Below are 22,627 nucleotides of genomic sequence, written 5' to 3'. Positions count from 1 at the left end.
TACGTTCACGGTAAATAAGGAGTCAAATGTAATGTCAGTCCCGGAACACTTATTTCAATCTAATTCGTTAAGCACTTTCTTTGGGTATTTTTTCATTTTCATCCTGAACAGTGCCGTCCTGGAACACCAGTTTCGGCTTTCCATTTTCATTTTCGACTGTCTCATTGGTAATAATGCACTTATCAATGTCCTCGCGGGAAGGAAGATCAAACATGACATCTAACATGGTACTTTCAATAATGGACCGCAGACCGCGCGCTCCGGTTTTTCGTTCAATGGCTTCATGAGCAATTGCCCGAAGTGCTCCTTCCTCAAATTCGAGTTCGACCTCATCAATGTCAAACAGTTTTTCATACTGTTTCACCAATGCGTTTTTCGGTCGAGTTAAGATATCAACAAGTGCATCCTCATCCAGCGGTGTCAAACTGCCAATGACCGGGATCCTTCCAATGAATTCAGGAATCAGCCCATAGCGAAGAAGATCTTCGGGAAGCACTTTTTCAAGCAAGTCGCTTTCATCCAAATCCTCTTGTTTGTCCTCGGAACCAAATCCAATAACTTTTTTGCCCAACCGGCGCTTCACAATCTGATCGATACCATCGAATGCGCCGCCGACAATAAACAATACGTTTGTTGTATCAATTTGAATGAATTCCTGGTGCGGATGTTTGCGTCCTCCCTGTGGAGGCACACTCGCAACAGTTCCCTCAAGGATTTTCAATAATGCCTGTTGTACACCTTCACCTGACACATCGCGAGTGATTGACGTATTTTCTGACTTACGGGCAACTTTATCGATTTCATCAATGTAAATAATACCCTTTTCCGCTTTTTCCACATCATAATCAGCGGCTTGAATCAGTTTCAACAAAATGTTTTCCACATCTTCGCCGACATAACCGGCTTCGGTCAATGACGTTGCATCCGCCATGGTAAATGGAACATTCAGTATTCTGGCCAGTGTTTGAGCAAGAAGCGTTTTACCGGATCCTGTTGGTCCAAGCATGGCAATGTTACTTTTAGCCAATTCAACATCGTCGGAATTTTTCTTCGGTGCATTTATGCGTTTATAATGATTATAAACGGCTACTGAAAGATTCTTCTTGGCTGTATCTTGGCCAATGACATAATCATTCAACGTTTCATTGATTTCTTTCGGTTTCGGAAGTTCTGTGAATTCTGTTTCCTCTTCCGTACCAAGCTCTTCTTCCACGATTTCTGTACAAAGTTCGATACATTCATCACATATATATACGCCCGGCCCGGCAACCAATTTGCGGACTTGATCCTGACTTTTGCCGCAAAATGAGCATTTCAGCTGTCCCTTTTCCTCACTAAATTTAAACATGATATTCACTCCTAAAAGGTCAAATCTGCTTGCCAGTAGTTCCCCTACACTTTTCAACTTAACGTCATCATATCAAATCAAATCGAGAAAACAAAACAATAACTCTTGTTATCCATTTGATTTATTGTGGCTGCTTTTAACGCAACAGCTTCTTAACGTTATGTATCATGTAATAGCAGACAGATGTTTCTTCAATCAGTTTATGACAGTTGAACTGGATACATAACTTAAAATTAATGATGGGCACAGGGTGTGGTATTAAAGTAAAGGATGGGATAATGCAAAACAAGGTGCTAATTTGGCACCTTGTTTGACGTTCGTTTCTTCATGGTTAAAACCATTCCCGTTGACAATGGTTCGGTTATGCAGATTCGGATTCAACAGCTGTGCTGTGTTCCTCCAGAAATTCAATGGACTTACGCGTTTTCAGCTCTTCTTTCAAGGCATCGGTGTTCCCGCCGAGCATTTGTTTCAGTTGATCGACATCCACACCATACATGGACGCCATATTGCTGAGTTCATGATCCACATCTTCATCTGTCACTTCCAGATTCTCAGCATAATAAATGGCCTCCAGCGTCAAGTTCGTTTTAACGCGTTTTTCTGCATCCTGCCGCATTTGATCCTTTAGCGCATCCTTGTCCTGACCGGAGAATTGATAATACATATCCAAGGTCATTCCCTGCATTTGCAGTTGCTGTTCGAATTCTTGCAGCATACGATCAAGTTCACTCTCTACCATGGCATCCGGAATCGTAACCTCTGCATTTTCCGATGCTTTTTCAATCAATGTTTCCCGCTTTTGATTTTCCGCATCCTGTTCCTGTTGCTTTTGCAATTCATCTTTTTTCTTTTCTTTTAATTCCTGAAGGGTTTCGACTTCTTCATCAGCGTCTTTGGCAAATTCATCGTCCCATTCAGGCATTTCTTTTGTTTTAATATCATGAATTGTCACTTCAAAAACAGCCTGTTGTCCGGATAAATGCTCTGCATGATAATCTTCAGGGAACGTGATTTCAATTTCAGCTTCTTCTCCTGCTGACATGCCGATCAATTTTTCTTCAAAACCCGGGATAAACTGGCCGGATCCAATTTCAAGCGAATGATCTTCCGCTTTACCGCCTTCAAATGCTTCTCCGTTAATAAATCCTTCAAAGTCCAATACAATGGTGTCGCCTTCTTCGACTGTACCACTTTCTTTTACAACCAATTCCGCATGCTGTTCGCGCAGATTTTCAAGTTCTTGGTCAACATCTTCATTCGTTACCTCAACGGACTGCTCTTCCACTTCCAAACCTTTGTAATCACCAAGGTCAACCTCAGGCTTAACATTGACGGTTGCTTTAAAAATGAGATCTTTTCCTTTCTCAATCTCCTCAATGTCAACGTCCGGCTGTTCAATCGGCTCTATCCCTGTTTCCTGGACAGCCTTGGAATAAGCATCCGGCAGCACGATATCAACAGCATCCTGATACAGTGACTCCACACCGAAACGGTTTTCAAAGATTTTACGCGGAACTTTCCCTTTGCGGAATCCTGGAATCTGAACATCCTTTACAACTTTTTTAAAAGCTTGGTCCAAAGCACGATCAAATTCTTCAGCATCAACTTGTATTGTCAGAATCCCTTGGTTGCCCTCTTGTTTTTCCCATTGTGCAGACATAAAACACCCTCCAAAATCTATAATTCGTTTTGAAATTTCTACAATAATTTATACATATAAAGATCAAATTTGCAACCAACTCATTATAACATATATACTGTGCCTTTCAAGCATTTCGGGCACTCCCGTCTTATGGTTATGCATCCATTATGGTTGCGTATAATGCCTTGCACATGTTGATGTCTTCCATATAAGTTGTTATTAACTGATTACCTTCTGTTGTCTTTCGCATATGTATATTCAAACAATCCTCACCGATATTAATCAATGCCTGGGCTATGTGTTCAACATGCGCAACCCCCGGAATGATCGGATACCTCACATAAAAGTAGTGATACATAAGTTCATCGATTAATGTGTGCAACGATGGGTTTTCCTGTTCCAGATCACCAATGATAAGACGGGTCTGTTTGAGCACCGGATGCGAATCAAGCGGTGTCAGCTCTGATGGATTCACCTCCATTTGCACCCCTAACTTATGGATCATCATTTTATCATTTATTTCCTGTTCCTCATACCATATCAATAGCGCCGTTTTAACCACTGGATGAACCTGGTCGTCACGTAATAGCGAAAGCAGATCCTGGGTTGGATTGGTTTTTATAGTACGCATGTATTCAATCAACCTGTACTGTTTCCGGTGATCCTGTTCATTTACAGATCTTAACAATTCATCGATGTATTCGGATGACTTTTCCACTCGTAATTGTTTTTGTAGATTCCGACTCATATCATAAAGCTGCGTGAATGGGTCTTCCATCTCTTTTGGAATCGTATGTGAGGCGAGTTCCTTTTCAATTTGTTCCATCAACAGTTGATACTGACTGGTATGAAATAAAACCGTTAAATACATATGTACATATTGATAATAATGCTCGTCGGGAGCGAGAAGCAACTCTTCACAAAAATCCTGGGCTTCATGATACCGATTCAGTTCCATAAGGCATATGAGCCGGCCTATCATAATTTCATGATCGCGTACACCGTAATCAAGCAATTGATTCAGTTTTACAAGTGCTTCGTCGAATCGCGTTTCTTTTAATGCTTGAAGACTTTCTTCCTCTAGCGTTGCCCGCCACTTTGGAAAGAGAATGACGTTTTCGGAATTCTCGGCCATTTGCTCACTCCTTTTAAACACATTAATGAGCTATCATACCCCCACCGCAGGCATCAACATGAAGGCGAGGATAAAAACTACATTTTATAGTTGAACGTCAGTTTACTTATCATAATTCCCGGGACAAGGGGAATATAACCCGTTTTTCCCTTCCGTTTTACATTTAATAAGAAAAAAGAAACCTATTTACTGTCAAACAGGTTTCTCAACTGAGTGTCCCAGGCAGGATTCGAACCTGCGACCTACAGCTTAGAAGGCTGTTGCTCTATCCTACTGAGCTACTGGGACATAGGTATGTATGGAGCGGGTGATGGGAATCGAACCCACGACATCAGCTTGGAAGGCTGAGGTTTTACCACTAAACTACACCCGCATTTTTCTATGTTAATAGACGGACAAAAATAATTATATCTACTTTATCATCATTTGTCAACCTTTAGATATTTTTCTAAGGGATCAGGAAATCGGCTGTGATTCCGATTTCCCTGCCTACTCATTTTACGATAAAGATATTTGCCGTGACAATTTCTCTATGTGATTACCATCAACAGTGAAAAAGTTGACACAAATGGCATCTAACGTATCCCATGTCATAATGGCATATGTTTTTTCAGTGCGACCGCGCGGCAGAAGGACACTGCCGGGGTTAATCAATAATTGTTGACCCAATTTTTCGGCCCCTGCTGTGTGAGTATGCCCAAAGCATACGACGTTAGCTCCCACCTCTTCTGCCCGGTATGCAATCACCATCGGATTGGTTTTAACTTGATGCAAATGACCGTGCGCAATAAAAAAATTGAGACTGTTGACAGTGCTTGTTTGTTCTTCAGGGAATCTTGTATCCATATCACAATTGCCTGCCACTTTAATAAATCCGTCCAATTCCGGAGCATCCATATCTAATTCGGAATCACCGCAGTGAATCATCAATTCCGGTGAATGACGCTCTTTAATCGCGTTAAGCTCTTTCGTCGAACCATGACTGTCACTTATAATCAGTACTTCCGGCATACGCCCCCCCCATTTGTTTCCAATTTTTCAACCATTCACCCAACTGAATGATCGCATCTTTTCGGTGACTGATTCCATTTTTTTCATCCGACGAAAGCTGGGCCATAGTTCTGTCGTAACCGCTTGGCACAAAAATAGGGTCGTAACCAAATCCATTCGCACCTGCTTGTAAAAAAGCAATAACTCCTTCGCAAGTGCCTCGCTTAAATATGGTCTCTTCGCCTGGAATAGCCACCGCTAATACACAGACAAACCGTGCTGTTCGTTCCGATGCTTCCAACCCTTCCAATTCCTGTAATACCTTTTCTACGTTCGCCTGATCATCTTTCGGTTCACCAGCATAGCGTGCCGAAAAAACACCGGGTCTGCCGTGCAATGCATCAATCTCGATCCCGGAGTCATCCGCCAAAACCGGCCGTTGCATCATGTTTGCTATGTGTTCAACTTTTATAGCCGCATTTTCTTCAAAGGTAATCCCTGTTTCGTCGATATCATCCACGTCTCTATCCAAATCAAGTAGTGATATCGCGCCTATTTGATAGTCAGCTAAAAACGTCTTAAATTCATTGGCTTTGCCGGCATTTTTCGTAGCAATAATCATTTCTTTCATGGTGTGTCTTCCTTTGTTTTTTTCGTCTCACCGATGCTACCGGCAGCCTGACCAAGAGCATCTTTTTGTATATCATTAATTCGTTTCAGCCCGTCAGAAGCGAGTCCAAGCATAGCCTGCAGCTGATTGGTGGTAAATGTTGCTTCTTCCCCTGTTCCCTGTATTTCAACGAATTCACCTTCACCTGTCATAACAATATTCATATCAACATAGGCCTCAGAGTCTTCGCCATAGTTTAAATCAAGTAGTTCGGTGCCATTTGAGGAAATACCAACCGAAATCGCTGCCAAAAAATCGGTGACAGGCATCTTTTTTATCTTTCCTGCTTTTATTAATTGATCAAATGCCAGCACGACGGCTACAAATGCCCCTGTTATGGAAGCCGTTCGTGTCCCGCCATCCGCCTGAAGAACGTCACAGTCGACCCAAACGGTCCGTTCTCCGATTCGGTTCAAATCAACCACAGAGCGCAGTGCTCGCCCGATTAACCGCTGTATTTCCATTGTTCGGCCGCCCACTTTACCTTTGGAGGACTCGCGTATATTCCGTTTTTCTGTCGCCCGTGGAAGCATTGCATACTCAGCTGCTATCCAGCCTTTTCCCTGTCCCCGCATAAATGGCGGAACACGATCTTCAATACTGGCATTGCATATCACCTTTGTATCCCCAAATTCAATCAGTACCGAACCCTCAGGGTATTTTATGTAATCCAATGTCATTAAAATGGACCGTAATTCGTTCGTTTTTCGATTGTCCTTTCGCAATGACTTTAAACCTCCTTATGATAAGGTGAGCATTATTTAATGAAGGGGCTTCCTCCCACTTAGTGAAATAAATTAAGAAATAAAGGGCTGTTCACCCCCTTATCATCATGCACAGTCGGGAAGGTATGACAGCCCACAATACATCCAAGCTCATCTTAACATATTTTAACCAGTGACACATGTTTTATCATCTGACACAAAAAAGACTGTATGGAACAGTCTCGTACGAGAATACAGCAGTTCTGGCAGCATTCACCATTTAACATAATACCGATATTTTAGTAAAACAAACGTGTTCTCATATTTAAATCAATTTGTTCTTTTATCTAAAGCTTCTCTGTTTCCATGAATTTCTGCTTTGTCACCGGTTCGTTGTATGGTTTTCCATTCTCATTAAAAAGTGTTTCAATATTTTCCACTTTCACTTCTACAGCTTCCACTGCTTCGTCCTGTGTTAATGTCCGGACAACTGATTCCATCACTTTGTCGGAAATAACAGGTTTATTTCCATCCTGTTTTTTACTGTCTTGAAGCACATCCTGGCTGAACATCACTTCCAGAACACCATCTCGCAGGCTAGGATTGTTCGCCAGCTTAGTCTGGCTATTGAAGACATGCTGTAGATTGGTTTTGAAATCGGGGCCATCCAATAAAGCGTTAATCATCGAACCATAAATATTTTGATCGCTTACATCTACGTATTGCGTAACCGGAACAAAGTACTGGTTATCGCCCTGGACAGAAGGATAATACAAAGTAACCGGTTCACTCTTCATCAAATCCACACTGTCCGGCTGTAAAAGGTTAATACCATCTGTCCGCGAAACACCTTTTCCAATTGGTGTGCCATTGACAGGCATCGTATCCTGAGGTTGTCCATCAATTTGCAGCTTCATGCCGTCCACCTGTTTAAATTGTGTCAACGTGTGTGTCATCGCCTGCAATATTTTTAATTCATTTTCTTTCTGATAATTTGTAAACTCGTCAGACACATTGACAACCATTTGCCCATTATCCGTTGGGTTCAAACCAAGTATTTCTGTCCCGACAGGCAGCACCGCCTGGAACCCATTCGGCAAAAGCGACGTGACCGGACCATCCTTAACAAGATACTCCAATGCCTGGGAAGCCACCTCTTTTGATTCCGGTTGTGGCAATTCCAATGTTTGTGGTGCTATCATGCCATCCGCATCCATTAAATACAATTGTCTTTCCACTGTATCGGAGGATATATCTGCTTTTTCTTCACCCTCGTCACTATTTTGTTCACCGGTAGAATCGTTATGGTGGACCGCTTCAGCATCTTTCGGCGGATCAATTTCTTCTTCATTATTCAGGGATTGTCCGCCCTGAAAACACCCGGTTAACATAACAGCAAGCGTTATTGCCAGGCTAATAATCAATAGACTGCGCTTTCGCATGATTTTCCCTCCTACGATGGTTTGTACTATTATATATACGAGCGCAGCAAAGATTTAGACCAACCTTTCTAAAAAAATTGCAATCTGATTCGATTTCAATTAGAGAATAGCTTTTTCAATGGTTACCGAGTGAAAATGATCAATAAATTCTTTGAAAATCTCTTCTGTAATCGTCGCAAATACCTCCATCTGACCCGTCGAGTAAAATTGATGAAATGGGGTGTTATGGCCTTTATATAAGAGATTGCGAAATTCCAGAATAGTACTTGCCTCTCGGGCAGTCTCCTCACTTGATGATATAATGGCAACGTCTCTTCCCATAACGTGCTGAATCGTATGTTTGATAAGAGGATAGTGGGTGCATCCGAGAATCAACGTGTCCAATTCCTCCTGCTGTGTCAATGAATAAAGCGAGCGTGTAACCATTGCTTCCGCTTGCTCACCATTGAGCATTCCCTGCTCGACCATAGGAACAAATGATGGACAAGCAAGGGATTGAACTTGGAGGCCGGCATGAATGTCGTTCAATGCTTTTGTATAAGCATTACTCCTGATGGTTCCTTCTGTCCCAATAACACCTATATGATTCGTTTTTGTCTCGTTGATCGCTGCACGTGCCCCCGGCTTAATAACGCCGATCACCGGAATAGACATATTCGACTTCAGTTCATTTAATGTAAAAGCCGTAGCTGTATTACACGCAACGATAAGCATTTTTATATCTTTTTTCATTAAAAAGTCAACCATTTCCCAGGTGAATGTTCTCACTTCATCATTGACCCTTGGTCCATACGGGCATCGTGCGGTATCCCCCAAGTAAATCAATTGTTCCTTTGGAAGCTGCCGCATCAGTTCATAAGCCACTGTAAGACCGCCAACACCAGAATCAATAACCCCAATTGCTTTGTTCAAATCTATCGCCTCTTCCCCGCTGTTTGTTCTTGATCTTTGTCGCATCATCATTTTTATGGACGCTCGACCCATTTTTTCTGTACAGTAACACTTTATCATAATTTAATAACTATTGGTTTGTAGAGGTATACATAAATTTCAGATCCTAAACACGTAATTGGTGGCATTGTTATATTATTAATAATGATCGAAAAATGTGCTCACCGTTTACATGTGATGTCATAAACTATAGTGACTAAATAATTCACCCTTCATATGCAGCTCTTTGATAGCAAGGAGGGGTTATCATTTGAAGGACAGCAACTACAAACCAAAGCAACTGCTCACAAAACGTGAAAAAGAAGTATTTGATCTTCTAGTACAAGATAAAACAACAAAAGAAATTGCCCAGGAACTGTTTATATCTGAAAAAACTGTTCGAAACCATATTTCCAACTCAATGCAGAAGTTAGGTGTTAAGGGGCGCTCACAAGCTGTAGTGGAATTGCTTCGCATGGGGGAGTTACAACTCTAGGTGAGGTACAGCTTCCAAATAGTGTGGGAGTCTTCCCACACTATTTATTTACGTTTAATAGTAAAGAAGATTGTTTTTTGCCTGTTCCGATAATGGCACAGGTTTTCCGAAATCCGCATCCAGATTCACCATTAGTCCCCCACCCGTCAAGCATAATTTATTATCACCATTGACACCCAAAATAAGAAAGACCCTTACCATGGGGCAAGGGCCTTTCTTTCATAGATTGCTAGTTTAATGCGCATGATCACTACCAAAGAAATTCTTAAATGATTGAATGTTAGTTGCACGATTCATAGCAGCAATAGATGTCGTCAACGGGATACCCTTAGGACAAACTTGTACGCAGTTTTGTGCATTACCGCAGCCGGAGATTCCTCCATCTTCCATGAGTCCTTCCAATCGTTCACTCTTATTCATTTCACCTGTGGGATGAGCATTAAACAGACGGGCCTGTGACAAAGCGGCCGGTCCAATAAAGTCTGACTTGTCATTGACGTTTGGACAAGCTTCCAGACAAACACCGCATGACATGCATTTTGACAATTCATATGCCCATTGCCGTTTTTTCTCTGGCATCCGTGGTCCTTCACCAAGATCATACGTTCCATCAATCGGAATCCAGGCCTTAATTTGCTTCAACGAATCAAACATTTGCTCACGGTCAACGAATAAGTCCCGGACAACCGGGAATGTATTCATTGGCTTAAGTCGAACGGGTTGCTCAAGTTCATCAATAAGCGCCGCACAAGATTGCCGCGCTGTTCCATTGATGACCATGGAACAGGCTCCGCAAACTTCCTCCAAACAGTTCATATCCCACTGGACGGGTGAGGTCTTTTCTCCATTTGCATTGACAGGGTTTTGACGTATTTCCATCAATCCGGAAATAACGTTCATATTTCTTTTATACGGAATGTTAAATGTCTCTTGATAAGGAGAAGATTCCGGACTGTCCTGACGGGTGATAATAAATGTAACAGTGCTTTGTTCAGCCATCATCACTTACTCCCTTCACTTGTTTTTGCTGTAATCACGTTTGCGTGGCTGAATGTGAGAAACATCCACATCGTCATACGTAATATGCGGTTCATTCGATTTATCCAGTTGAGCAATGGTTGTTTTTAAGAAATTCTCGTCATCACGTTCCGGAAATTCGGGCTTGTAATGAGCACCGCGCGTTTCATTTCGATTAAGGGCGCCATTCGTTATAACCCGTGCCAGATGAAGCATACTTTCCAACTGACGTGTGAACATGACACCTTGATTATTCCACCGGGACGTGTCATTGATATTAATATTATTCCATCGCTCCATCAATTCTTTAATTTTTTCATCTGTTTGTTTCAACTTATCGTTGTGACGTACAACGGTTACGTTATCAGTCATCCATTCGCCTAATTCTTTATGAATTTGATAGGCGTTTTCGTCTCCATCCATTTTCATCAGGTTTTCAAAACGTTCCTGCTCTTCTTTCTCGCGGTCATCAAATAATTTGGACGGCATGTCATCCACATGTTTGTCCAATCCTTCAATATAATTGATAGCACTTGGTCCGGCAACGGATCCACCATAAATCGATGAAAGCAGTGAATTGGCCCCAAGGCGGTTTGCACCGTGTTGTGTATAGTCGCATTCGCCGGCAGCAAAGATTCCCGGGATGCTTGTCATCTGATCATAATCAACCCAGATGCCACCCATTGAATAGTGAACAGCAGGGAAAATCTTCATTGGTACTTTGCGTGGATCATCACCAACGAACTTTTCATAAATTTCCATAATGCCGCCCAGTTTAACGTTAAGTTCTTTTGGATCTTTATGGGACAAATCAAGATAAACCTGGTTTTTTCCATCGATACCGAGTTTTTGATTAACACAAACATCAAAAATTTCGCGTGTTGCCACATCACGCGGCACCAAATTTCCGTATGCCGGATATTTTTCTTCAAGAAAATACCATGGTTCACCATCTTTATAAGTCCAAACACGACCGCCTTCGCCACGCGCGGACTCACTCATCAAGCGTAGTTTGTCATCGCCCGGTATTGCTGTGGGATGAATTTGAATAAATTCGCCATTCGCATACTTAGCACCTTGATTATAGAGAATACTTGATGCTGAGCCGGTGTTAATCATCGAATTGGTTGATTTTCCAAAAATAATTCCCGGTCCGCCGGTAGCCAGGATAACAGCATCGGCCGGGAAAGATTTAATATCATGGGACCGAATATCCTGAGCGACAATCCCGCGTCCAACCTGATCCTCATCGGTAATAGCACCAATAAATTCCCAATTCTCATATTTATTAACAAGACCCTCGACTTCATGGCGACGAACTTGCTCATCCAGTGCATACAGCATTTGTTGGCCTGTTGTGGAGCCAGCATATGCTGTACGGTGATGCTGTGTCCCGCCAAAACGTCGGAAATCGAGCAGTCCTTCCGGTGTCCGGTTGAACATGACTCCCATCCGGTCCAATAGATGAATAATCTTTGGCGCAGCCTCACACATAGCCTTTACCGGTGGCTGGTTGGCAAGAAAATCTCCGCCATAAATCGTGTCGTCAAAATGAATCCATGGTGAGTCTCCTTCGCCCTTAGTATCGACCGCACCATTAATACCACCTTGAGCGCAAACAGAGTGAGAACGTTTTACCGGTACAATGGAAAACAGGTCAACTTCCACGCCTGCTTCTGCAGCCTTTATTGTTGCCATCAAACCGGCTAACCCGCCGCCGACAACAATGATTTTTCGATTACTCATATGAAATGCTCACTCCTTATTGTTATATTAAACTCCGTAAGCAAATTGTATTAGTGCCCGTACACCGATATAGCTAAGGGCCAAGAAAACAATCAGTGTGGCGTATGTAGCAACTTTTTGCGACTTCGGTGACTGTGTAATGCCCCATGTTACCATGAAGCTCCAAAGTCCATTCGCAAAGTGGAACGTTGTTGAAATAACACCGACAATATAAAACCAGAACATAAATGTGTTGGATAGAATATCTTCCATCAGATTATAATTCAGGTCCTCCGTTCCTAAGCCGATCTGCACACGTGTTTCCCAAATATGCCATGCAATAAATACGAAGGTGATGATACCGGTTATCCGTTGAAGTACAAACATCCAATTACGGAAATAACCATAACGTTTTGTGTTACTTTTAGTCACAAAGACAATGTAAACCCCGAGAATGGCATGAAATAAAATCGGCAAAAAGATAACAATTATTTCCAATGCCAACCTAAACGGCAAATCGTGCATAAATGATGCCGCTTTGTTAAAGCTTTCTTCACCATAAACAGCAAAATGGTTCACAACCAAATGCTGAATGAGAAAGATTCCAATTGGAATAACTCCCAACAAAGAATGGAGCCTGCGGTAAAAAAACTCGCGGTGCTCGACCATGCGTTACCCCCCTCAAAAATGATATGTTAATTGGATACGGTACACCCTTTCGACAAAGCCTTCTATTAGTCATTGCCCAAAAAATGTATCATTTATGACATATTTATTGTACTTCTATCTATGAGACCCGTCAAGAAAACGATGTGATAAATATATCCTTCCGAGAAAAAAGCAGTTGCACGCACGTTGATTTCCATTGATAATAATGATGAAAACATACGACAAAGATTCATGCTCACTTTGGAAAGGATGACACCCATGTCAAAAAATCATGAAACTCCACTGCCGATTACAACGCTCGAGGAATTTCATACAGTTGGGGCTGGTTATGATATCGTCCGCTATATCGGACTGCCCGATGTATTCGGTCATCAAGCAAATACATTGCTCTACTTTATGGGAAAAAACATAGCTAGAAAATTCGTATTTCAGTCTGTTTCCGATATCGTCTATGCCTTTGATAAATTAGGATGGGGATATTTAGAAGTCCGGTGAAAAAGTCAAATTGTACTAGGAATTTCATTGCTTTATGTCGAATATAGTCTATAGAACACTTATAAAAGGGTGATTCATTTATGCATTCGCCAAAGCAAAATCACATTCAACCTAACATGTTTCAATATATTGATATGGAGGATCTCGTTCCCGGACACCATATCCTGAGAAGGGTGAAAGATGCTATTGACTTTTCAGCTGTCCACGATCGGGTGAAACCTCTCTACTCCGAAAAGACAGGCCGGCCATCTACGAATGCTGAATTGGTCGTGCGGCTGGTTGTACTTGAGTATCTATTTAATCACTCGGAACGGGAACTGTTTGAAACGCTCCCCATGCATGCAGGCTACCTGTGGTTTTGCGGCCTGGATTTTGAGTCGTCACTTCCTGATCGAACAACACTTGTTAAAACAAGAGCGCTTTGGCGTCGCCATGGTATTTTTGATGATATCATGATGCATGTCGTTAATCAGTGCATTGCTTCCGGCCTCGTTCGCCCAGACGTTCATGCCGGTGTGGATGGCACACAAGTGCATGCAAACGCGTCCATTCATAGTCTGGAAGAAATAGAGCTGGCCCCGGTTCAAACCATTGAAGCTTACCTGGAAGTTAAAAAGCAACGTGATGAAGCGTCTTTAAGACCATCAGGTAATCCGAACAGCGACGATGATGACCAAAACCCTCGGCCTCCGAAATCAAAGGAAAATAATAAATCGGATCAGCTTCAGGAAAATGCCAGCCATGAAGACTTTCACGGCAAAACGTTTTCCAATCAAACCCACCGGAGTACGACAGACCCGGATGCCCGTCTGTACAAAAAGAGCAAAGGACAGGAGGCCTATCCGCGTTACCTTGTGCACAACCTGGCAGATGTTGAGTCAGGCGTTATTTTAAAGACCAATGCAAGCATTGCTTCCGGTAAAGCGGAAAGAGAAATAAGCCAACAACAGCTGGCAGCTGTTCGTTTTCAGCACCCGCAGATCCATATTCGGACGTTATCGGGTGACAAGGCCTATGGCACACCAGCATATTTGGCCTATCTATTTTCTCAAGGCATCATTCCTTTGATTTCTTTGCGAGACCATGAATTGGAAGAGACCCCGACTTGGCAGAGGAAAACCCATAACCCTGAGCACCAAAGAAAACGGCAGGAAAAGGTCAATAACGTCAAGGCCAAAAATCAAGCAAAGCAAATCCAGATTGACGGCAAATACCAGAACATCCAAAACAAGCGTGTCCAGTGTGAACATGGCTTCGCTGAAGCCAAGACAGTGCATGGGCTGGATCGTGCCAGAAGCAGAGAACTCGACTGCATGCAGGAGCAGGCACTCTGTACCGCCATCGTTCAGAATCTAAAGAAGTTAAGCCGGTTCAAAGGAAAAAGACCCGGGACCGGTGTTTCAGCATGCGCTGAAACGAAAAAACGGAATGAAAAAAACCACAACAATCACTTTATTTCCCTTATATTTAAGGGAATCCGAGAAAAATTCGTGTCTTTGATTACATCTTCGATGGATAGAAAATATAGTTTTTCACCGGTCTTTTAGAACTGATAAAGGAAACAAAGAAGGAACTTACGTTTCACCTGATGGCTGATTCTGTCGTTCACCGGTTGCATTCGTCATTGGACACGGAGTTCCGTCTAGAAGCAGGATTCCTGAGCGAATGTGTTAGCCTCATTAAACAAAGACCGTGTGAATGCCGGGAGGAAATCCATAAAAAAATCCATCAGATAGAATTTACAACCATTTTCACGGATTGAAAATAATAAGTGACATTCAGGGGAAATCTGGAGAAATTCCTGTTCCGCCGTTTCAACAAAACGGCGGAACATCATTCGGCACTTTTTTCATCGCTTAATTGAGCCAGTATCGTCTCCGCTACATTGTGTGGGATACCCAATTTCGTTATATCTCCAATGGCGGCCTTTCGTATATCATTAACAGATGTGAAATGCTGCAGCAGAAGCTGTCTCCGTTTTTCACCGACTCCAGGTATTTTATCCAATTCTGATCGGAACATGCTTTTTCCGCGCAGCTGTCTGTGAAAGGAAATAGCAAAACGATGAACCTCATCTTGAATACGCTGAACGAGATGGAATTCTTGAGATTTCCGCTGCAAATTAATTGTCACTGGCGGTGTGCCATACAATAACTCACTTGTTTTATGCTTTTCATCTTTGGAAAGACCACACAACGGGATATCCAGACCAAGTTCATTCTCCAGAACATCCAAAGCAGCACTCATCTGCCCCTTGCCTCCGTCAACGATAATTAAATCCGGAAGCGGGTGTTCCTCTTTCAACACACGTTTATAACGACGCCGAATCACTTCCCGCATGGTTTCATAATCATCCGGTCCATCGACGTTGCGAATTTTATATTTCCGGTATTCCTTTTTATCGGGACGGCCATCTGTAAAAACAACCATGGCTGAAACTGGATCCGCTCCCTGGATGTTTGAATTATCAAATGCTTCAATCCGGTGCGGAACTTCGATGTGGAGCACATCGCCCAACTTTTCCACTGCTTGGATTGTCCTTTCTTCATCCCGTTCAATCAGAGAGAATTTCTCCTCAAGAGCGATAGAAGCGTTTTTAACAGCTAAATCAACCAGCTGTTTTTTTTGGCCTCGGAATGGTGTGTACACTTGGACGTCCAGAAGATCTTTCAACAATGTCGTCTCCGATCCAATCGGCACAAGAATTTCTTTTGGTTTCAAATGGTGCTGATGTAAATAAAATCGACCGACATAGCTTAAAAACGTTTCCTCCGGGTCATCAAAAAACGGAAATACCGAGACATCCCGCTCCATCAATTTACCTTGACGAACAAAAAAAACTTGAACACACATCCAACCTTTGTCATAACTGTAACCGAACATGTCACGATCGGTTTGATCATTCATGGTCATCCGCTGCTGTTCCATCACGGATTCAATATGCTGAATCATGTCGCGAAGTTCTTTTGCCCGCTCGAAGTTAAGTGTCTCACTCGCTTCATGCATTTTGTCCGTTAAATCTTTCTTAATGGTTTTGTGCCCTCCCTGCAGGAAGGACGTTATGTTTTGAATGATTTCCTTATATGTTTCCTTCGATGCAGGTTCTGTGCTGCACGCCAAGCACTGACCCATATGGTAATACAAGCAGACACGTCCCCGGGGGTTGTTGCATTTGCGCAGTGGATATAATTTATCAAGTAGCCGCTTCGTTTCCTTAGCTGCCAGCACATTCGGATAAGGTCCGAAATATTTGCCTTTATCTTTTTTAACATTGCGCGTGATCAGCAGTCTCGGATGACGTTCAGACGTTATTTTCAAATACGGGTAGGATTTGTCATCTTTTAACAAAACATTATACTTCGGATCATACTTTTTAATCAGATTCATTTCTAAAATAAGCGCTTCTATCTCTGATGTGGTAACAATATACTCAAAGTCTGAAATTTGTAGTACGAGCCGCTGCGTCTTTTTATCATTCGCCCCAGTGAAATACGACCGGACCCTGTTTTTTAGTTTTTTGGACTTGCCAACATAAATCACAGTATCGTGCTTGTCTTTCATTAAATAGCATCCAGGCTGTGATGGAAGAACGGCTAGTTTTTCATTAATTTGCTGATTCATGCTCAATTTCATCCCCCGAACCAAATTTCCCTTCGATAGAGAATCCCTTGTCACATTGTGTAACAAGGGATTGGATAAACATTGTTATTGGGTTATGAAGTCAGGCTGCATGTTTGTTAATCAGTTCAACCAGTGATTCCTTGGATTGGAAACCGACAACCTGATCGACAACCTCACCGTCTTTGAATAATAGCAGTGTTGGGATGCTCATTACACCATAGTTACCAGCAGTCTCTTGATTTTCATCCACATCAAGTTTTACAATTTGTACTTTATCTTCCATTTCACCGTCAATTTCCTCCAATACCGGTGCAATCATTTTACAAGGTCCGCACCAGGGTGCCCAGAAATCGGCCAACACTAACCCCTCGGAAACCTGCTGAGTGAAACTTTGATCAGTGACATGTTCAATTGCCATTTTCATTTCCCTCCTCTTTCATCAAACTATGCTCAGTATATCATCATTAGTATGTGCTCGCTAACACTATGCTTATGCAATGTATTCGTTGATTGGCCGGGATTCATCTACGTTAATCACGGGTTTTTCAGTTATGATTTTATTTTCTTTACTTCTTCTGTCAAGGTTGGAATAATCTCAAACAGGTCTCCGACAATACCATAATCAGCTACGTTAAAAATATTTGATTCCGCATCCTTATTTATGGCTACAATGACTTTTGAATTTGACATACCCGCAAGATGCTGGATCGCTCCGGACACGCCAACAGCAATATACAGGTCAGGTGTGACAACTTTGCCGGTCTGTCCAATTTGCAATGAATAGTCGCAGTATTCGGCATCACATGCACCACGGGAAGCGCCCACTGCCCCACCGAGAGCGTCTGCCAGGTCATACAACGGCTTAAATCCTTCTTCACTTTTGACACCGCGTCCACCGGCAACAATGACATTGGCTTCCGATAAATCAACACCTTCCGAACCTTTACGGATAACATCTTTAATCACTGTGTGGATATCTTTTACATCCACATCTTTGGTTGACACGGTTCCTGACTGTGATGAATCACGTTCGAGAGGTTTAATATTGTTCGGTCGTATGGTCACAAACGTCCTTCCACTTCTGATCACCTTTTTTTCAAATGCTTTTCCAGAATAAATTGGTCGGGTGAACACCGTTTCACCGTCTTCGTGTTCAATACCAATAGCATCGGAAATTAAACCTGAATCCAGTTTACTGGCTATTTTAGGTGTTATGTCCTTGCCGATAGCTGTATGTCCCATTACAATAGCATCAGGAGATTCTTCGTCCGCCACAGCCATGATCGCCTGACCGTATCCTTCCGGTGTATAAGTTTGCAAATTGTTATGCTCGACCGTTACAACACGATCGGCGCCGTGATAAATCATTTCCTGCGCCTGGTCGCCGATACCGCTCTCGCCACACAGCATGCCCACTATTTCCGCGTCCTCGTCCATTTGTTTAGCAGCAGCGATAGCTTCCAATGTTACATTACGCAATGCGCCAGCTTTTGCTTCGCCTATCACAAGTGATTTATTGCCCATCCTTTTTCTCCTTTCTGATACAAAGATTACAGTACTTTTTTATCATCTTTCAGCAAAGAGACCAGTTCCTTAACCTGTTCATCAACGTCTCCTTCCAGTATACGACCAGCTTCTTTTTCAGGCGGAAGGAAAACAGTCGTCGTTTCCGTTTTGGCTTCAACATCATTTTCATCAAGATCCAAATCATCAAGTTCCAACTCTTCCAGTGGTTTTTTCTTCGCTTTCATAATACCAGGCAACGATGGATATCTCGGATCATTCAATCCTTGCTGACATGTGACCAACAAAGGCAAGCTTGTTTCAACCTTTTCGACATCGCCTTCCACGTCTTTATCTATGTTTGCTGTTTCTCCATCAATTTCCAAAGCCGTGATGGTGGTAATAGCGTTTATCCCCAGTCTTTCAGCAAGCCTTGGTCCAACTTGACCGCTTGCTTCATCAATCGCTACGTTCCCAGCTAGAATCAGATCGGCTTCCTTATCTCCAAAATAAGCGTCAAGAATCTTAGCTGTTGTAAACGAATCCCCATCTTCCAAGTCATCTTCCGTATTAATCAAAACAGCTTGATCGGCCCCCATTGCCAAAGCTGTCCGCAACTGTTTTTCCGATTCCTCGTCACCAACAGTGACAACGGTTACTTCCCCGCCGTGTGCATCACGCTGGTTAATCGCTTCTTCAACAGCGTATTCGTCATACGGATTAATAATGTATTCAGCACCCTCATCCTCAATTTGACCATCCGATATTGAAATTTTTTCTTCAGTATCAAATGTTCGTTTCAGTAATACATAAATGTTCATATGTCATCCTCCTTTGCTTATTGTACCAGTCTATTATATGGATCAATACGCCGGTAGATACTATTTATCTTTGAAATCCGGTTTACGTTTTTCAAGAAAAGCCCGCATGCCTTCCTGTGCATCCTCAGAGCCGAAAATAGCCGCAAACGATGCCGCTTCTTTCTGGAGGCCTTGTTGAAATGTTTCCGTTTTGGCATATGGAATCAATTCCATAACGGATGTTATCGAAACCCTGCTTTTCGCTGCAATGGTTTCGGCAAGATTATGTGCCGTATCCAAAACAGACTCCTCGTCAACAGCTTGGTTCAGAAGTCCTTTGGCTTCAGCCTCTTCTCCGGTGATCGGCTGGCCGGTTAAAATCATTTCATACGCCTTTGCTGTTCCGACAAAACGAGGTAAGCGTTGAGTTCCGGCAAAACCGGGTATAATGCCGAGTGTTGTTTCGGGAAGTCCTAGCTTGGCATTGACGGCACCAATACGAATATGGCATGCCATGGCCAGTTCAAGTCCACCGCCTAACGCGGCACCATGAATCGCAGCAATGACCGGAATCGGAAAATGCTCAATTCTGTCAAAAAGTTTCTGTCCTTTTTCTGACAGAGACTTATAGTCAGACGAGTCCTGCAAGGAAGTGAATTCGTTAATATCAGCACCAGCTGAAAAAAATTTGCCTTCCCCTTTCATCACAACAACTTTCAAAGTGTTATCATTTTCTATTTCATCAAGCGTGTCATTAATATAGTTCAATAGATTAACAGATAATGCATTAGCGGGCGGACTTTCAATTGACAGTGTCGCAATATGATTATTGACATCATAACCGATTTTCGTCAATTTGCTCCTCCTCTCTCCTGTTGGGCGGAAAGGCCGTTCGTGATGAATCCATGCACAAGTGGCACCTGGTCAACGAGGTTATACTTTTGCTCTTTCATGACCCAATTTGTCACAATTTCATCCAGAGTACCAAATATCATCTGTCGTACAAGCGGGATATTCAATTCATCTCGAAAGACCCTCTGCTCCATTCCTTCTGTAATGATATCATCCATAACGACCAAATAAGGCTTTAAAACCTGATTAATTTTTTGACGGATTTCGGAATTCGACTGGCGCAATTCCAACTGTGTGACGATAGCCAGGTTATGATCGGCCGCAAGCTGACGGAAATGCTTATCAATCAATGTTTCCAGTTTGTCATCGGCTCTGTTTTGATGGCGGATGCTGCTGGCAATCTGTTCAATAAACTGTCCCATTTTTTCCTCGAAAACAGATATAAGAATGTCTTCTTTATTTTTGAAGTAAAGATAAATGGTTCCGTCAGCTACTCCGGCCTTTTTGGCAATTTTGGAAACCTGTGACGCATGGTAGCCATTTTCAGCTATGACTTCCACTGCTGCTTCGATAATCTGTTTATACTTTAACCTTTGTTTCTTCATGGCTATCCCCTCAACATCATTCCGTACATGAATGAATAATCATTCATGCCATCAGTTTACAGCCAGTACCAATTGTTGTCAATGACACACTTTTCCAAATAATAGACGTATCAACCATGAGTGCTCGTATTAACATGTTTTTCATCTTCCTCCACCAATTTTCGGCGTAATATTTTTCCCACTGCTGTTTTCGGCAGCTCACTGCGAAACTCATACACTCGCGGCACTTTAAACGAGGCAAGCCGGTCCCGGCAAAATCTATCCAAAGCACCTTCGTTCACATCGTCACTTCCGGATTTTAAGACGATATATGCTTTTACTGTTTCTCCACGATAAGAATCCGGTATCCCCGCTACAACAGCTTCCTGCACCGATTCATGCTCATAAAGAACTTCTTCCACTTCCCTCGGATAAATATTAAAACCGCCAGCGATGATGATATCTTTTTTACGATCGGCAATGTAGAAAAAACCATTCTGGTCCATATATCCCATATCGCCGGTGTAAAACCAACCATCTTTCATCACACGATCTGTTTCCTCCTGATTATTCCAATAACCATGCATCACTTGTGGTCCTTTCACAGCTAGTTCTCCCATGTCGCCAATAGCCGCTTCGTTTCCAGATGACACATCCATGATTTTGGCATCGGTATCAGGCCAGGGAACGCCAATGCTGCCGGTTATACGTTTATGCCAAACAAAATTGGCATGTGTGACCGGTGACGTTTCGGTCAAACCATACCCTTCCACAAGCTTACCGTTTGTTACGTGTTCAAAACGGCTCTGAACGTCACTCGGCAAGGGGGCAGAACCACTTATGCATGCATCAATGGATGATAGGTCATACTTGTTTAAATCGGGATGGTGCAGCAGTCCGATATAAATCGTCGGCGCTCCCGGGAACATAGTGGGCTTTTGTTTGTGAATGGTTTTCAATACTTCGCCGGGATCAAATTTAGGCATGAGAATCATCTTGTAACCATACATAATGGACATATTCATAACAGCTGTCATTCCATAAACATGGAAAAACGGTAAAACCCCCATAACTGTCTCTTCACCCGGTGTGGCATGATGAAACCATAGACGACACATTTGACCATTCGCCACTAAATTAAAATGAGTAAGCATCACGCCTTTAGGACGCCCGGTTGTACCACCCGTATACTGCAGAAGGGCCAGATCATCATTTGGGTCAACGGTAACCTGTGTAAAATAGTTATGACTGTTGTTTCTCATCGTCTTCCAGTCGTGTGTATCACCTGATGGTTCTACGTCTACAATTTGTTTATACTCTTTTCGTTGAATAAAAGGATAAATAAGGTTCTTCGGTAATGGCAAGTAATCCTTGATACCGGTTACTATAACATGTTCTAAAGCCGTATTCCGGCGTACTTTGGCAACCACGGGAAAAAGCACATCCAAACAAACGATGAACAAAGCACCAGAATCGTTTAACTGATAACTGAGTTCCCGTTCCTTATACAAAGGGTTGGTCTGCACAACGATGCCACCAGCCATCAATACTGCGTAATAACTGATAACCGACTGAGGACAATTCGGCAACATAATAGCGACCCGGTCTCCCTTTTGAAGACCAATGGATTGAAGATAACCTGCCATGTGTTTAACCTCACTCAAAACATCTGCATAAGACATTTCCTTCCCCATAAAGTGAAGCGCTTTCCTTTTTGGGAATATTTCTGCAGATAATTCCAGGAACGTATGCAATGGCTTCTCATCATACGACATTGACAAAGGAATCTCATCCGGATAATGGGTGTGCCAGCGTTTTATCCCTGCCATCCTATACCTCCTTTAATCCTGCATACTCCCATTATACCGGAATTTTTATTATTTTTGAATTTTTTTACGAAAAAAAGCTATTAAAAATTACAACAAATAGATGATTCCAATCAGAAAGAATACAACAGCAACTACCATCAAGTATTTTGCCAATTTATCAAGAAACACGTTG

General features: G+C 42.5%; 22 protein-coding genes and 2 tRNA genes. 4 read left to right on the top strand and 20 right to left on the bottom strand.

What is annotated here, in order from left to right; all coding sequences use genetic code 11:
* Positions 1 to 67: 67 nt before the first annotated feature.
* The 10 genes from clpX to racE all read right to left on the bottom strand — a co-directional run bounded on the left by clpX (position 68) and on the right by racE (position 8,846).
* Complete coding sequence (clpX, locus tag ACZ5Q7_RS09765; protein ID WP_343752629.1) at positions 68 to 1,348, bottom strand: ATP-dependent protease ATP-binding subunit ClpX; 1,281 nt, start codon at positions 1,346 to 1,348, stop codon at positions 68 to 70.
* Between the two features lie 361 nt (positions 1,349 to 1,709).
* Entirely contained in the window at positions 1,710 to 3,011 is a 1,302-nt protein-coding gene (gene tig / locus ACZ5Q7_RS09760; RefSeq protein WP_343752628.1) for a trigger factor, read from the bottom strand.
* 136 nt (positions 3,012 to 3,147) lie between these two features.
* The gene (locus ACZ5Q7_RS09755) at positions 3,148 to 4,128 is read right to left on the bottom strand and encodes a DUF3196 family protein (protein ID WP_343752627.1); all 981 of its coding nucleotides are present in this window, start codon (positions 4,126 to 4,128) and stop codon (positions 3,148 to 3,150) included.
* Between the two features lie 214 nt (positions 4,129 to 4,342).
* Positions 4,343 to 4,416: transfer RNA gene (locus ACZ5Q7_RS09750), tRNA-Arg, on the bottom strand.
* Between the two features lie 11 nt (positions 4,417 to 4,427).
* A tRNA-Gly gene (locus ACZ5Q7_RS09745) sits at positions 4,428 to 4,501 on the bottom strand.
* Positions 4,502 to 4,626: 125 nt separating this feature from the next.
* Positions 4,627 to 5,139, bottom strand: a complete 513-nt coding sequence (locus ACZ5Q7_RS09740; RefSeq protein ID WP_343752626.1) for a metallophosphoesterase — start codon at positions 5,137 to 5,139, stop codon at positions 4,627 to 4,629.
* Positions 5,114 to 5,749, bottom strand: a complete 636-nt coding sequence (locus ACZ5Q7_RS09735) for an XTP/dITP diphosphatase (protein ID WP_343752625.1) — start codon at positions 5,747 to 5,749, stop codon at positions 5,114 to 5,116. The genes ACZ5Q7_RS09740 and ACZ5Q7_RS09735 overlap by 26 nt, the downstream gene beginning before the upstream one ends.
* Positions 5,746 to 6,513, bottom strand: coding sequence for a ribonuclease PH (rph, locus tag ACZ5Q7_RS09730; RefSeq protein ID WP_343752624.1), 768 nt, complete (start codon positions 6,511 to 6,513; stop codon positions 5,746 to 5,748). Before rph ends, ACZ5Q7_RS09735 begins: the two co-directional genes overlap by 4 nt.
* A gap of 326 nt (positions 6,514 to 6,839) precedes the next feature.
* Entirely contained in the window at positions 6,840 to 7,934 is a 1,095-nt protein-coding gene (locus ACZ5Q7_RS09725) for a GerMN domain-containing protein (protein ID WP_343752623.1), read from the bottom strand.
* 99 nt (positions 7,935 to 8,033) lie between these two features.
* Positions 8,034 to 8,846, bottom strand: coding sequence for a glutamate racemase (racE, locus tag ACZ5Q7_RS09720; protein WP_343752622.1), 813 nt, complete (start codon positions 8,844 to 8,846; stop codon positions 8,034 to 8,036).
* A gap of 289 nt (positions 8,847 to 9,135) precedes the next feature.
* On the opposite strand from racE, the gene ACZ5Q7_RS09715 reads away from it, so the two are divergent.
* Positions 9,136 to 9,360, top strand: a complete 225-nt coding sequence (locus ACZ5Q7_RS09715; protein ID WP_343752621.1) for a helix-turn-helix domain-containing protein — start codon at positions 9,136 to 9,138, stop codon at positions 9,358 to 9,360.
* A gap of 234 nt (positions 9,361 to 9,594) precedes the next feature.
* Here ACZ5Q7_RS09715 and sdhB read toward each other — a convergent pair whose 3' ends face one another.
* From sdhB to ACZ5Q7_RS09700, 3 genes are read right to left on the bottom strand one after another with little or no spacing between them, the layout of a single operon-like run.
* Positions 9,595 to 10,359 carry a succinate dehydrogenase iron-sulfur subunit gene (gene sdhB / locus ACZ5Q7_RS09710; RefSeq protein ID WP_343752620.1) on the bottom strand — a complete coding sequence of 255 codons (765 nt, stop codon included), beginning with the start codon at positions 10,357 to 10,359 and terminating at the stop codon, positions 9,595 to 9,597.
* 15 nt (positions 10,360 to 10,374) lie between these two features.
* On the bottom strand, positions 10,375 to 12,123 hold the full coding sequence (sdhA, locus tag ACZ5Q7_RS09705) for a succinate dehydrogenase flavoprotein subunit (protein WP_343752618.1): 1,749 nt from the start codon (positions 12,121 to 12,123) through the stop codon (positions 10,375 to 10,377).
* A gap of 27 nt (positions 12,124 to 12,150) precedes the next feature.
* Positions 12,151 to 12,771 (bottom strand): succinate dehydrogenase cytochrome b558 subunit, encoded by a 621-nt coding sequence (locus ACZ5Q7_RS09700; protein WP_343752616.1) that lies wholly within the window; start codon positions 12,769 to 12,771, stop codon positions 12,151 to 12,153.
* A gap of 258 nt (positions 12,772 to 13,029) precedes the next feature.
* Here ACZ5Q7_RS09700 and ACZ5Q7_RS09695 point away from each other — a divergent pair, with 258 nt between their 5' ends.
* The 3 genes from ACZ5Q7_RS09695 to ACZ5Q7_RS09685 all read left to right on the top strand — a co-directional run bounded on the left by ACZ5Q7_RS09695 (position 13,030) and on the right by ACZ5Q7_RS09685 (position 15,028).
* On the top strand, positions 13,030 to 13,266 hold the full coding sequence (locus ACZ5Q7_RS09695) for a DUF2507 domain-containing protein (RefSeq protein WP_343752614.1): 237 nt from the start codon (positions 13,030 to 13,032) through the stop codon (positions 13,264 to 13,266).
* Positions 13,267 to 13,346: 80 nt separating this feature from the next.
* The gene (locus tag ACZ5Q7_RS09690) at positions 13,347 to 14,813 is read left to right on the top strand and encodes a transposase (protein WP_464432814.1); all 1,467 of its coding nucleotides are present in this window, start codon (positions 13,347 to 13,349) and stop codon (positions 14,811 to 14,813) included.
* Positions 14,814 to 14,854: 41 nt separating this feature from the next.
* Positions 14,855 to 15,028 (top strand): hypothetical protein, encoded by a 174-nt coding sequence (locus tag ACZ5Q7_RS09685; protein ID WP_464432812.1) that lies wholly within the window; start codon positions 14,855 to 14,857, stop codon positions 15,026 to 15,028.
* A 71-nt stretch (positions 15,029 to 15,099) separates the two neighbouring features.
* On the opposite strand, the gene uvrC is transcribed toward ACZ5Q7_RS09685, so the two are convergent.
* From uvrC to ACZ5Q7_RS09650, 7 genes are all read right to left on the bottom strand, one after another.
* Positions 15,100 to 16,887 (bottom strand): excinuclease ABC subunit UvrC, encoded by a 1,788-nt coding sequence (gene uvrC / locus ACZ5Q7_RS09680; RefSeq protein ID WP_343750552.1) that lies wholly within the window; start codon positions 16,885 to 16,887, stop codon positions 15,100 to 15,102.
* Between the two features lie 100 nt (positions 16,888 to 16,987).
* A complete protein-coding gene (trxA, locus tag ACZ5Q7_RS09675) occupies positions 16,988 to 17,305 on the bottom strand; it encodes a thioredoxin (protein ID WP_343750554.1) in 318 nt (105 codons plus the stop codon).
* A gap of 131 nt (positions 17,306 to 17,436) precedes the next feature.
* Positions 17,437 to 18,411: an electron transfer flavoprotein subunit alpha/FixB family protein gene (locus tag ACZ5Q7_RS09670; RefSeq protein ID WP_343750555.1), complete on the bottom strand. Its 975-nt coding sequence runs from the start codon at positions 18,409 to 18,411 to the stop codon at positions 17,437 to 17,439.
* A gap of 26 nt (positions 18,412 to 18,437) precedes the next feature.
* A complete protein-coding gene (locus ACZ5Q7_RS09665; protein WP_343750557.1) occupies positions 18,438 to 19,211 on the bottom strand; it encodes an electron transfer flavoprotein subunit beta/FixA family protein in 774 nt (257 codons plus the stop codon).
* 60 nt (positions 19,212 to 19,271) lie between these two features.
* Positions 19,272 to 20,045 carry an enoyl-CoA hydratase gene (locus tag ACZ5Q7_RS09660; RefSeq protein WP_343750559.1) on the bottom strand — a complete coding sequence of 258 codons (774 nt, stop codon included), beginning with the start codon at positions 20,043 to 20,045 and terminating at the stop codon, positions 19,272 to 19,274.
* Complete coding sequence (locus tag ACZ5Q7_RS09655; protein ID WP_343750561.1) at positions 20,042 to 20,647, bottom strand: TetR/AcrR family transcriptional regulator; 606 nt, start codon at positions 20,645 to 20,647, stop codon at positions 20,042 to 20,044. The genes ACZ5Q7_RS09660 and ACZ5Q7_RS09655 overlap by 4 nt, the downstream gene beginning before the upstream one ends.
* A 110-nt stretch (positions 20,648 to 20,757) precedes the next feature.
* Entirely contained in the window at positions 20,758 to 22,455 is a 1,698-nt protein-coding gene (locus tag ACZ5Q7_RS09650) for an AMP-binding protein (protein ID WP_343750562.1), read from the bottom strand.
* Positions 22,456 to 22,627 lie beyond the last annotated feature (172 nt).

This window comes from Lentibacillus halophilus (genome assembly GCF_055395055.1).
Note: the sequence above shows the minus strand (reverse complement) of the source record. Positions and strands in the feature narration are given on the sequence as shown.

Coding starts and splice junctions, on each gene's coding strand:
- clpX (WP_343752629.1), bottom strand. CDS start 1,348: ATGTTTAAATTTAGTGAGGAAAAGGGACAGCTGAAATGCTCATTTTGC.
- tig (WP_343752628.1), bottom strand. CDS start 3,011: ATGTCTGCACAATGGGAAAAACAAGAGGGCAACCAAGGGATTCTGACA.
- ACZ5Q7_RS09755 (WP_343752627.1), bottom strand. CDS start 4,128: ATGGCCGAGAATTCCGAAAACGTCATTCTCTTTCCAAAGTGGCGGGCA.
- ACZ5Q7_RS09740 (WP_343752626.1), bottom strand. CDS start 5,139: ATGCCGGAAGTACTGATTATAAGTGACAGTCATGGTTCGACGAAAGAG.
- ACZ5Q7_RS09735 (WP_343752625.1), bottom strand. CDS start 5,749: ATGAAAGAAATGATTATTGCTACGAAAAATGCCGGCAAAGCCAATGAA.
- ACZ5Q7_RS09725 (WP_343752623.1), bottom strand. CDS start 7,934: ATGCGAAAGCGCAGTCTATTGATTATTAGCCTGGCAATAACGCTTGCT.
- sdhB (WP_343752620.1), bottom strand. CDS start 10,359: ATGGCTGAACAAAGCACTGTTACATTTATTATCACCCGTCAGGACAGT.
- sdhA (WP_343752618.1), bottom strand. CDS start 12,123: ATGAGTAATCGAAAAATCATTGTTGTCGGCGGCGGGTTAGCCGGTTTG.
- ACZ5Q7_RS09700 (WP_343752616.1), bottom strand. CDS start 12,771: ATGGTCGAGCACCGCGAGTTTTTTTACCGCAGGCTCCATTCTTTGTTG.
- ACZ5Q7_RS09695 (WP_343752614.1), top strand. CDS start 13,030: ATGTCAAAAAATCATGAAACTCCACTGCCGATTACAACGCTCGAGGAA.
- ACZ5Q7_RS09690 (WP_464432814.1), top strand. CDS start 13,347: ATGCATTCGCCAAAGCAAAATCACATTCAACCTAACATGTTTCAATAT.
- ACZ5Q7_RS09685 (WP_464432812.1), top strand. CDS start 14,855: ATGGCTGATTCTGTCGTTCACCGGTTGCATTCGTCATTGGACACGGAG.
- uvrC (WP_343750552.1), bottom strand. CDS start 16,887: ATGAATCAGCAAATTAATGAAAAACTAGCCGTTCTTCCATCACAGCCT.
- trxA (WP_343750554.1), bottom strand. CDS start 17,305: ATGGCAATTGAACATGTCACTGATCAAAGTTTCACTCAGCAGGTTTCC.
- ACZ5Q7_RS09670 (WP_343750555.1), bottom strand. CDS start 18,411: ATGGGCAATAAATCACTTGTGATAGGCGAAGCAAAAGCTGGCGCATTG.
- ACZ5Q7_RS09665 (WP_343750557.1), bottom strand. CDS start 19,211: ATGAACATTTATGTATTACTGAAACGAACATTTGATACTGAAGAAAAA.
- ACZ5Q7_RS09655 (WP_343750561.1), bottom strand. CDS start 20,647: ATGAAGAAACAAAGGTTAAAGTATAAACAGATTATCGAAGCAGCAGTG.
- ACZ5Q7_RS09650 (WP_343750562.1), bottom strand. CDS start 22,455: ATGGCAGGGATAAAACGCTGGCACACCCATTATCCGGATGAGATTCCT.